Genomic DNA, 10,354 nt, shown 5'->3' on the forward strand with positions numbered 1-10,354 from the left:
AAACTGGTCAGATTGACCGTCAATAGCAGGACAACTTACACCGTCAATCTCAGGGCATTATGCGTTAGCATTAACAAAAGCCCTTTTGAATTACTTCGTCCAGCAGTTCCAGATCGTGTCTGATGCGCTTCGGGTTGTCTTGGTCTGCTAGTTCCTGATCAATCTTCACCTTGGTTTGAGCACGCTTCTCCTTGCGCCGCTGGTGTGCCTTTGTGTACGCCTTCTTCATCCCGTCAATCTTTCTCTCTATGCTCTCCTCATGAAGCTTGGACTGGAGCAGTTCCATCGTGATTCCGTTCGCAATAGCTTCATTACGCCGCTTCTTGTACGAATTCATAGTGGGAAGGCTGATCGGGAATCCATTGTCATTACACCACGCCACCAGTTCCTTCGCAGGAATCCCATTGTCAATCATCTTGTCCAAGAAAGGCCGCTTCTTCCATTCCACCAACTGATTTAGCTTCCCCGGCGCGTGTTTACTTGTCTCTTTGGCTTGTTCTTGCTTTCTCGCCATCATGTTCACCCCGTATCGAAAATACTGTATAACCGTAATATACAGCCGCGACACATGAGCCTTACGTGGAGTAAAGCTATAGTGCTTTTACAGGCTCGATTCACACAGGGGGAACGGTTCGTGATGCGCTTCTATGCGCTGTCTCCATAAAAACAACTGCTCACCCCATAATCGCTAAGGCGAGCAGTTATGAAAGTGTTTTCATGATTTTAGATGGCGATGTCGATCTTCTTGCTTGTATTCATCGTAATTCGCTTAATGAACAGGTGCAACAACGTTTTTCGCTGTTCAAATGGCGCGGCGATGAGCGCTTGATGAAATCCAGCAATCAGCTCACGCACTTGCTCGAAAACGACAGGAGAGCTACTGTCTTCGGTTAGTTCAAGCTCCAAACGGGACTTCTCCGCCCGGAACTTAACCAAATCGGCGTGTATCTCCTGCATTCGCTCAGTAACGAGTGATTTATCGAGATTATTTTGCTCGATTAAATCTTGATAACGGCGCTTTCTGGACTCAGCCTGTTCTAACTGGCTTCTAATGTGTTCTAGCTCCGCTTGGAGCGGTAATGTTCGGGTCGCGAGCCGATGGTTCATTTTGTCCACGATGGCTTTTAGAATGCGGTCTTTGGACAGTACCCGCGCTAGCCGATTCATGACTTCATCCTCAGCATCCTGTTTCCGAATGCTATTGGCTGAACACACGCTGCTTCCCTTGCTTCGAAACGCTCCACACGAGTAATACAGGCGGTTCACGATTTCTCCAGTCTTTGCTTTGCTCCGGGTACGGCTGGCGACCATCGCCGCACCACACTTCGGACAGCGGATTAACCCGGACAACAGGAACTCACCGTCGAAGATGCGGGATGGCGTGAACGACTTCTTCTGGAGAAGAAACTGGACTTTTTCCCATAACGCATCATGAATAATGGCCTCATGTTTCCCATCGGCAATAATCGGTTCTTCGCTCTTACCTCGCCTTCGCTTGTTGCTCCAGTTCTCATAACGGTTATATCGGATTTTACCATTGTAAAACGGGTTACTCAGAATTTCCTTCACTGCAGACATGGAGAAGGTGTTACCTGTCTTGGTCTTATAGCCGCTGTGATTTAGCTCGTTGGCGATACTCTTTAATCCACGCCCAGCAGCGTAAAGCCCGAATATCTTTCGGATGATAATGGCTTCCTCCGGTACGATAACAACAGCCTTGGAACGCTTGAAAAGGTTGCTGGAGTCAGCAACAGCTTGATACCACAGCGGCAGTTTTCCATTATGTTCGCCCTTCTTTGCTCTCTGTTTCATGCCCATTTTCACGTTATCGACAATCGTGTTTCGTTCAAGCTCACCGACCGCACCCATCATTTGAAGGGCGAACTTCCCCATAGATGTGATGGTGTCGAAGTTTTCCGAACGGGATGCTGCTGAGCTACGGACCAGATGTTCAGGTGTTGGAGCCATTATTTGTAGTGCAGAAGATAAAGAACCTGGGGCAATAAATTTATAACAAATACACGAATATTAACGGGAGTACGTATACAATCCGCTATCATCAAGATGATCATTACGCTAACGGGTAACGATAGCTGAATCATCAATATAAGGCCGCCGATCGGTGGTCTTTTTAAGTATGTTATGGAGGCTTGGTCATTGTCTTTGGATCAGGTGGGAAAGATTGGCCGTTATGCGCCGAGGCACATTTTTCGCCGATAGACCCGTTAAGCTGAACCGTATCACAAGTAGGGCGAAAAACAGGGGGTGCCTGGCACTTCCTTTTTGCAGATATTGTTTTCTCATTAAAAGAAATCTTCGCGTTTTTTCAATAAGGCGAACGAATGAAATGCTTATTTTCAGAGCGAGGCATTATATCGGTGAGTGTATACAAACCATGTAATGCTTGCTGTTAATAATGCCGATGAAATCAAAGCTGTAAGAACACTATATGTTCGCCAAATAAGTATCGATGACCAATCTAATGCATAGCACATTATAAACTGGACAATCGTAGCAATCAGCAAAATAGCTGTTACGATTATTCGCTTTTTTGTCATTGGCTGCCGCTCATTCGTTTTCCTTCTGCGTAATCCTAAGAGAAAGAACAGAACAGCCAATAGGCAAAGAATAATTGTGGCAGACGACAAAATGATGTCCAAAAGCTGTGTGCCGCTTATTTCATATGACTGCGTCAGATTGCCGTCTAATATATCTTTAACTTTTAGTACCAAGCTTCTATTGATATTTTCGCCGTTGGTCAGCAAGCAGATGGCTGTTCGTTCATTTGGCAGTATGACCACTTCGGTTCCGAAATTGGGATTGCCCCCTGGGTGCTCTATAATCGTTTGGTTGGCGTTTACCAACCAGCCCGCCGCATAATACATTTCTTTGACAGCCGGAACAGACATATTACCCTGATGTGATTTTTTGATAACCGTATGGAATATTTCAGGTATGTCCTGCACAATACCCATCTGTATGCCCATCCAACGCGCCATATCTTTTGTACAAGAAATGATGTAGGCTGCGGGTTTATTCCCGGAATAATCCGGCGCGTTATATGGAGTTGTCCTAAAAAAGGAAGAACGGTAGCCCTGTGCCAACTGTCCGGTAGCTTGAGCATCTTCTTTATAAACATACGTCTGGTGAAGACCCAACGGCTGAAATACCTGTTCCCTCATAAAGTCTTCATAGCTTTGTCCCGACACAATCTCAATAACCAGACCTAATACGTCATAATTAACAGTTCCATAATTATACTGCTCACCAGGATAGAACGACAATTCAGAATCTACGAGCATTTCTACGGTTTTTTGCAACATATCCGGCGTATTGCCTTGTGGAATGTTTTGACTGTGACTGCCATTTGTTAAGCCGCTAGTATGGTGTAAAAAGTTATTGAGTGTAATACTTTGCATATCAACGTGTTTCCCCTGATACTTTAACGTAAACCAAGGCAAATATTTCTGGATAGAGTCTGACATTGATAGCAGTCCTTGTTCTTCCATCAGCAGAATACCCATGCCGGTAAAAGCTTTACTTACCGAAGCCAGCTCATATAGAGTATTTTCACTTGCCGACAGTCCCTTTTCACGATCTGCGTACCCGGAAGAAAAGAAGAGCACTTCATTGTTCGCAAGTATGGAGATTGATATTCCCGGTACCCCTGATATACGGCTTGCATCATCCAACAATGTTTGTATTGAATCAGATTGCGAATCTGATAATGCATAACTTGGTGTTGCGAATCCGGTGAACAGTATAAGTAATGCAATCATAAAGACAATAATTTTTTTCATAGTCTCTCCATTCCGAAAAAACTCCCGTACGGAAAATATAAATAATCCGCAGTACGCCTTATTCCCCTAAAGTGTAATAAGATATATATTATGAAGCTTATTACTGCAAAATCTTATTTTATGTGAAAATCATACGATAAACAAATTTTGATTGCTACCATAATCTTCTACTTACTACGAACTATTTTGCTAGGAACACAAAAAGCATTTTGAGGCGATTTCCGAAAAACAATAATAATATGGGAGATTATTACCTTATGGACGAGTTCTTTTGATAGGAGTTAAGTTCGTTTTATAGATGATATGCTGAACCGTATCATAAGTGACGGCAAGTTTTATGGAAGAGGTTCCTGAGACGCTATCTTTTTTCTCGAATTACTATCCATTTGTAACCAAACGGGTCCAAAAAACTCAAAAAGCTGGCAAACACCTCTTCTCGAACCTCCAAGATTGTAGCACCGTCAGAAAGGAGCTGTTGTGATACATCTTCAATTGTCCGCTTCGTCCTGAAAACAAAAGGAGTGATTCCGGTTTGAGGGGGCAATTCCGATACGCTGTGCAGCAGGAGAGAGGCTCCTTTATACAACGAGAGCATATAAAAACTGTCTTTGTGCTCGATTAACGGCTTGAATGACAAGTACTTCTTATACCATTCCGTTGCTGCAGTAATATGATCCTTCAGGACGAGCATCTGAACATGATCGATGCATTCCAGAATGGGGTAATCTTTCTCATCCACGACGGGCAGTATCGGTTCCTGTATCGGTTCCCAGCCTTGTTCCAGGAATAGAGCCAGAATTTCCTCCTCTGGCAATACCCGATCGTATATTCTCAAATCGTCAATTTTACCATGGAAGAAGAAATACGGTTCCTCAGATGCTTTTCTACCGATATACATCGGTTCTTCAGGATCTGGCTTGAACAGGCCATATTGTTCGCGTTCCAGTTTACCGTTCTTGTAAAGTCGGAATGTCTGATGTTCATAGGTGACTACAATATGATACCAGAACTCCCTTTGGAGTGGCGCAGCTACGCTTAAATCAGGATCGATCAAAAACCGATGACAGGTGATATGCGCATTGCAAGTACTAAGTTGGAATGAATAATTTTTGCGATTCCCGTGTTGAGATACAATGGCACCATTCCAGCCCTCTTGTCTCGAATTGGCATCGTAGTAGCACCACACTGATATGGTGAAAGCTTCTTTATTAATCGGTGGAGCAGGATTAAGGACGATATAATCATCCCTACCGTCAAAGTAATAGGCACTATTCGGCTGACCAAATCGATCCGCGCACAACGTAGCTCCTGTTAACTGCCCGTGCATTTCGTTCCCGCTGCTGTCTTGCGTCCCTCCGTTAAACAGATATGTTCACCGCATTTCCTTTTCTGCCGAATAAGTCATCCAGGGTGATTTCAAACAAGTCGGCCAGCAAAGGCAACAATGTGATTTCTGGACAAGATTGCTCGTTTTCCCACTTACTTACGGCTTGATAGCTTACACCGAGTCGATTGGCAAGCTGTTCTTGGGTCATACCTCGCTGCCTTCGGAGTTTGCTGATTTGTTCCGACAAATTTTTACTATAATTCAAGCTCATCCCCTGTCACCCCTTCGTCATTATTAACCACATTATAGTGGATGTGTTTGGGGAATTATAGCATCTGTTAGTTGAGTGAAAGGGGTGGTATTCAACCGGCAGTTGAGTAGTCAACTCACGAGAAAACTGTTCGGATAGTGGAGAAAGATGCTGTATATGTTTGTTCCCCTAGAGATGAATTCTAGGGGACTTTTGTGATGGCGTTGTCTTCTAAAACAGTATCATAATTTGACATGATTAGTGATTATGATAAACACATCAACTATAAAGGCATTTGACCAAATCAAAAAAGGGAGTGTTTATGATGGCACCTCGTCATTAAAGGCGAAGGGAAGACGGCTGATGAGTTGAGTAGTATGCTTACCGGCATTGCCTTAGTCAAGTCTTGCCGGAAGCCGAATTTTCGCCTATGTCGGTGGGCCAAATGCAACGGTTGAGATGGGGCAGCGAGACGGCTTCGTATATGGGGAAATGTAGATTCCGGTTGTTAAAAAATAAACTAGGCCAGAGGAGGAATGAAAATGAGTGCGCCCATTGCTCATGAAAAAAACACGAAGGTAGAATCCCGCTCTATTGGACGGAAGGCCGCTTATTGGACTGTTACCATTATACTCGCATTCTCAATTGCATTAAGCGGAATCGGGCAGCTGATGCGATATGGGGGAAATGTCGATTTAGTGACCGATATTGGTTTCCCGTTATATGTCACGAATATTCTTGGAGCTTGGAAGTTGCTTGGAGTCATTGCGATTATAGTGCCAGGTTTGCCCCGGCTTAAGGAATGGGCCTATAGCGGTATCTTTTTTCTCATGACGGGTGCGGCTTTATCTCATGCGTTTGCTAATGATTACGGCGATTACGGATTCCATATCATTCTTCCGCTGGTCTATGCTGCGCTTGTCATCGCCTCCTGGGCGTTGCGTCCGAAAAGCCGCAAACTCTAATGGACATAAAGAGATTAGAGGCGAGATGCAAATGTTCTATATCGTTGATTGAAGTAGTAGAACTAGCTGGTTTACGTGTGAATGGTACCCTGATTATGAATCTGCTAAAAGTGAAGTAATGTTAAAAGTATGAAGATGGTTACCCCGAAACGCTGGTTCAACATGATTACAATTATACTTTTGGTTTTGGATCACTCTATATCTTCGCTATAATAGGGGCGACCGAGATACAACACCCTGTAGCAGGCTTTTGGCAATTCTCTTGATTTCGCTCTATAGATGTTACGATGATCCTTATCACAAGCAAAATGGCAAAAAGTTCAAAGATCAGGATCAGGTCGTCGCGGGTCCCTGCTCCTAATCTTATGATTATACTATCTTTCCGAGCTAAATCGATCCTCTATTGGGTCCGTTACAACGTACCCCGTCAGAAAGACGCTCATTGGCCGATTTCTGCCTTGCGCAAATACGCCCCCGTTATCGAATGCTCGGCAGCGGCGAGCTGGACAGGAGTGCCTTCGAATACAATTCGGCCACCCCGGTGGCCGCCCTCAGGACCCATGTCAATGATCCAGTCTGCGCTCTTGATCACATCCAGGTTGTGTTCGATGACCACCACCGTATTACCCCCGTCGACCAAGCGGTTCATAATGTCCATAAGAGGCTCACCTTGTTAGCGGTTGCGAACAACCGCCGGATCTCGTCCATGCTTCGGGATGCGGACATTCACGTTTTTAAGGTTATTCTCGCGTGCTCCTTCAATTACGATATCATTGACTTTCATAGCCTCTCCACCTCGGAGTTCTATTTTCTAAGCTTTCGGTGTAATGAAAAAGCGGCGATCGAAGACCGGAAAAAAGCCTTAGACTTGCCGCCGCGGTTAGTCTGAAACTAACGGGTTTTATCATTGGAATATGCGAAGTGATTAGTTCTCGTCCAAATGATAAATTAGTTGTACTACACCTGAGGAGAACGTTTTTGTACTAACGATTTTTAAATTCAATCTCTGTTTTATATCCACAAACAGCGGTTTTCCTTCTCCCAAAACAACAGGGTGAACAGATAATCTAAATTCATCAACAAGTCCTAAATTGATAAAAGTTGTAATAAGACTTGCTCCACCATATAGCCAGATGTCTTTACCAGGCTTATTCTTTAATTCATTTACTTTTTCAAGAATACTATCATTTATGAATATTGCTTTATTATCCGTCCCCTTCTGCGTCCTGGAAAACACATATTTCTCTTTACTATGAACCAATTCCCAAAATTCTCTTTCAGAATCCGCATGTTCAAGTTCCGGAGTAAATTGTCCCCATAAATCATAGCTTTTTCTTCCATATAAAATGGTATCAATTTGATTTAAAAAATGATTAAACCCCATCTCAGAGTCCATAATGCACCAATCAACTTCACCATCTTTTCCTTCGATAAACCCATCTAAAGTAACAGCTAAATCTAAAATTATTTTTCGTTTCATGAATTGTTACTCCTTTCGTTAATCTACCACCCATTATAGACCTCATATATGTCACCTATTGTCATATAAATAAAAGAGAGCTCTCCGTCTGAGCGATTCCCCGAAAAGCAATACAGCATTTCTTCTACGTGGATTCTCATCAATCATTAAAAAAAGTACTTTTCTGTACTGCCATTATTATTTAACCCTTAAAAATATAGACCTCGGCGGCAAGTTTGATCCATCTTAATGCAAACTAGAAATACTTATGCCAAAATAAGATGAAAAAGGATGGGATGTGAGTAGGTAGTGAAGACAATAGGACTTATAGGCGGCATGAGTTGGGAATCATCCTTGCTCTATTACCAAATCATTAATGAAAGGGTAAAAGAAAGGAAAGGCGGACACCACTCAGCAAAAAGTTTGCTGTATTCCGTAGATTTTCAAGAAATCAAGGATCTCCAGCATCAAGGAAATTGGACAGAGGCAACGAAGGTCATGATTGAATCGGCACAAAAACTTGAAGCAGGCGGAGCAGATGTCATAGTCATATGCACGAATACGATGCACAAGATGGCGTTGGAAGTGATGAACTCGGTATCGATTCCGTTACTTCATATTGCAGATGCAACAGCAAATAAAATTATTAGCGATAAAATAAAGAACGTGGCTTTGTTAGGGACCGCTTTTACTATGGGGCAAGAATTTTATAAAGGTAGACTTATCAACCAGTTTGGACTTGATGTTATTGTTCCGGATGAAGCGGATAGAGTGGTCATTCACGATATCATTTATCACGAACTTTGTCTTGGCATTATAAATGAACATTCAAAGAAAAAATATTTAGACATAATTGACAGTCTTATCCGTAAGGGGGCGGAAGCTGTTATTCTCGGATGTACGGAAATCACAATGCTCATCTCGCAAGAAGACTGCAGTATCCCGATTTATGATACAACACGACTTCATGCCGAGGCTGCCGTTGATTTTGCGTTAGGAGACGAGGAGTAAGATGAAAGGTATCCGTTATGGACAGCGAGGAAAACCGTATCATAAGTGATGGTGATCCCCCGGGTCTTGGAGGGTGGAGAAGAGCCGTGTGGCGGGTAAGTCAGATGAACTGAATCACTCTATGCTTGACCTGACGAAAACGGCGGAACAGTTTAAAACGGATGACCAGTTCGAAAGGAGCACCTTTCTGCGGTGCTCCTTTTCTACCAATCTATTTATAATGCGAACTTTAATTTTTCTTCAGTGTTTCTACAAGCTCGTTCAAGCGATCCCAGGTTTGAGTAATGCCTTCCAGCAATCCCATGTCGAGAACCGCTTGGAGAGATTCCTCTGAATCGAATACTGAACGACTGACCAATTTTGTTTCTGCTCCCAAATCAATGAATTCCATTGTCACTTCAGGTGCGGGCATAGCTTCATTAATATTGCCATCTTTATCTGAGAAATAATCAGTGTAGACAATTTTCTCTGGCTCCACAATTTCCTTATAAATTGTCTTGTTCCAAGATTCCATACCATACTCTTCCTGATTTTGATCCACACACTTCATGCAGTAATGCCAAACACCGCCTGGTCGAAAATCGATGTTGCAAACAGGCAGTTCCCATCCATGGGTACCCCACCAACGCTTTAAGTATTCTGGTTCTTTGAACAGTTTGAACACAAACTCCCGCGGGGCATCAAACACACGCTCTAACACAAGCACCTTATCATTTTCTACTCTCGAAATCATTTCATGTTTGGACATTGTAATTCCTCCCTATTTTCTGTTGTTAGAATTCTCCCTCATTCTTTAGCTCCTTCAGTAAACGATCCAAATTATCGAATCTTTCCTCCATAATTCCTTGGAATGACTTGATCCATGACTCCAAGGATTGAAAGGGCTCGGGTCTAAGCTTGTAAAATCGACGGTTAGCTTTAGCATGTACCTTCACAATCCCACAATCACTCAGCACTTTTAAATGTTTAGAAGTGTGGGGTTGACTTAGTTTAATCTGGTGGGAAATTTCGCCAACCGTTAAAGGGGATTCCCGCAATAATTCAATGATAGCTAATCGGTTAGGTTCCGCTAATGCCTTGAGGGTTGTGACATCCATTTTTGGGGCTTCTACCGGCATGCGAATCACCTCATTCTTATAAGTCCTCGATCATATAATGCAGAGTATCAGCTCCTTCTCATCAGATAACAACTACTATATGCAATATAACAAAAATGGTATATAACTTTCAAGTAATATTCGAAATTTATTAGGATGGTTTATAACAAACCATTTACTATTTTACAATTTTGCAATTTGCAACGCTTCCCCCTGATGTAAGAAAGACCAATTCTATGATATTTTAATAGGAAGGGTATGGTAAATTTTTTTCGTTCCTTTTAGTAGAATCTGTTAATTCAAGTTTAGCAGTTTCAAAGGATACTATTAAAGAACGGCCTATGAGGAACCAAGAGGTAAGACAAATGACTACCTTGAAAATCTAGATACGCTTAAAGTAACTTTTAGGCAATACGAAACTAGACCCTTGCCAATTCATTTTTTT

10 protein-coding genes and 2 pseudogenes are annotated in these 10,354 nt (G+C 42.7%); 3 read left to right on the forward strand and 9 right to left on the reverse strand.

Annotation, left to right across the window (positions count from 1 at the left end):
• Window positions 1–70: 70 nt before the first annotated feature.
• The 5 genes from ACTHRH_RS25055 to ACTHRH_RS25075 form a co-directional block, all read right to left on the reverse strand.
• Window positions 71–517: a hypothetical protein gene (locus ACTHRH_RS25055; RefSeq protein ID WP_440418163.1), complete on the reverse strand. Its 447-nt coding sequence runs from the start codon at window positions 515–517 to the stop codon at window positions 71–73.
• A 206-nt stretch (window positions 518–723) separates the two neighbouring features.
• Window positions 724–1,968 (reverse strand): recombinase family protein, encoded by a 1,245-nt coding sequence (locus tag ACTHRH_RS25060; RefSeq protein WP_440418165.1) that lies wholly within the window; start codon window positions 1,966–1,968, stop codon window positions 724–726.
• 389 nt (window positions 1,969–2,357) lie between these two features.
• Window positions 2,358–3,800 (reverse strand): serine hydrolase domain-containing protein, encoded by a 1,443-nt coding sequence (locus ACTHRH_RS25065; RefSeq protein ID WP_440418167.1) that lies wholly within the window; start codon window positions 3,798–3,800, stop codon window positions 2,358–2,360.
• Window positions 3,801–4,158: 358 nt separating this feature from the next.
• Window positions 4,159–5,127 (reverse strand): LamG-like jellyroll fold domain-containing protein, encoded by a 969-nt coding sequence (locus ACTHRH_RS25070; protein WP_440418169.1) that lies wholly within the window; start codon window positions 5,125–5,127, stop codon window positions 4,159–4,161.
• A 31-nt stretch (window positions 5,128–5,158) separates the two neighbouring features.
• A complete protein-coding gene (locus ACTHRH_RS25075) occupies window positions 5,159–5,398 on the reverse strand; it encodes a helix-turn-helix transcriptional regulator (RefSeq protein WP_440418171.1) in 240 nt (79 codons plus the stop codon).
• Between the two features lie 308 nt (window positions 5,399–5,706).
• Between ACTHRH_RS25075 and ACTHRH_RS25080 the strand changes: the two are divergent.
• Window positions 5,707–5,875: pseudogene (locus ACTHRH_RS25080) on the forward strand (transcriptional regulator); the annotation flags it as partial.
• A 44-nt stretch (window positions 5,876–5,919) separates the two neighbouring features.
• A complete protein-coding gene (locus tag ACTHRH_RS25085; RefSeq protein WP_440418178.1) occupies window positions 5,920–6,342 on the forward strand; it encodes a DoxX family protein in 423 nt (140 codons plus the stop codon).
• Window positions 6,343–6,781: 439 nt separating this feature from the next.
• On the opposite strand, the pseudogene ACTHRH_RS25090 reads toward ACTHRH_RS25085, so the two are convergent.
• Window positions 6,782–7,003 (reverse strand): annotated as a pseudogene (locus tag ACTHRH_RS25090) (hypothetical protein); the annotation flags it as partial.
• Window positions 7,004–7,267: 264 nt separating this feature from the next.
• A complete protein-coding gene (locus ACTHRH_RS25095) occupies window positions 7,268–7,822 on the reverse strand; it encodes a dihydrofolate reductase family protein (RefSeq protein ID WP_440418173.1) in 555 nt (184 codons plus the stop codon).
• Window positions 7,823–8,110: 288 nt separating this feature from the next.
• Here ACTHRH_RS25095 and ACTHRH_RS25100 point away from each other — a divergent pair, with 288 nt between their 5' ends.
• Window positions 8,111–8,812 (forward strand): aspartate/glutamate racemase family protein, encoded by a 702-nt coding sequence (locus tag ACTHRH_RS25100; RefSeq protein ID WP_440418175.1) that lies wholly within the window; start codon window positions 8,111–8,113, stop codon window positions 8,810–8,812.
• A 229-nt stretch (window positions 8,813–9,041) separates the two neighbouring features.
• On the opposite strand, the gene ACTHRH_RS25105 is transcribed toward ACTHRH_RS25100, so the two are convergent.
• Entirely contained in the window at window positions 9,042–9,560 is a 519-nt protein-coding gene (locus tag ACTHRH_RS25105) for an SRPBCC domain-containing protein (RefSeq protein WP_379289800.1), read from the reverse strand.
• 25 nt (window positions 9,561–9,585) lie between these two features.
• Window positions 9,586–9,930, reverse strand: a complete 345-nt coding sequence (locus ACTHRH_RS25110; protein WP_379289798.1) for an ArsR/SmtB family transcription factor — start codon at window positions 9,928–9,930, stop codon at window positions 9,586–9,588.
• Between the last annotated feature and the right edge of the window lie 424 nt (window positions 9,931–10,354).

Origin of the sequence: Paenibacillus sp. SAFN-117 (genome assembly GCF_051966115.1) — a bacterium.
Classification (GTDB): Bacteria; Bacillota; Bacilli; order Paenibacillales; family NBRC-103111; genus Paenibacillus_L; species Paenibacillus_L residui.

Coding starts and splice junctions, on each gene's coding strand:
- ACTHRH_RS25055 (WP_440418163.1), bottom strand. CDS start 517: ATGATGGCGAGAAAGCAAGAACAAGCCAAAGAGACAAGTAAACACGCG.
- ACTHRH_RS25060 (WP_440418165.1), bottom strand. CDS start 1,968: ATGGCTCCAACACCTGAACATCTGGTCCGTAGCTCAGCAGCATCCCGT.
- ACTHRH_RS25065 (WP_440418167.1), bottom strand. CDS start 3,800: ATGAAAAAAATTATTGTCTTTATGATTGCATTACTTATACTGTTCACC.
- ACTHRH_RS25070 (WP_440418169.1), bottom strand. CDS start 5,127: ATGCACGGGCAGTTAACAGGAGCTACGTTGTGCGCGGATCGATTTGGT.
- ACTHRH_RS25075 (WP_440418171.1), bottom strand. CDS start 5,398: ATGAGCTTGAATTATAGTAAAAATTTGTCGGAACAAATCAGCAAACTC.
- ACTHRH_RS25085 (WP_440418178.1), top strand. CDS start 5,920: ATGAGTGCGCCCATTGCTCATGAAAAAAACACGAAGGTAGAATCCCGC.
- ACTHRH_RS25095 (WP_440418173.1), bottom strand. CDS start 7,822: ATGAAACGAAAAATAATTTTAGATTTAGCTGTTACTTTAGATGGGTTT.
- ACTHRH_RS25105 (WP_379289800.1), bottom strand. CDS start 9,560: ATGTCCAAACATGAAATGATTTCGAGAGTAGAAAATGATAAGGTGCTT.
- ACTHRH_RS25110 (WP_379289798.1), bottom strand. CDS start 9,930: ATGCCGGTAGAAGCCCCAAAAATGGATGTCACAACCCTCAAGGCATTA.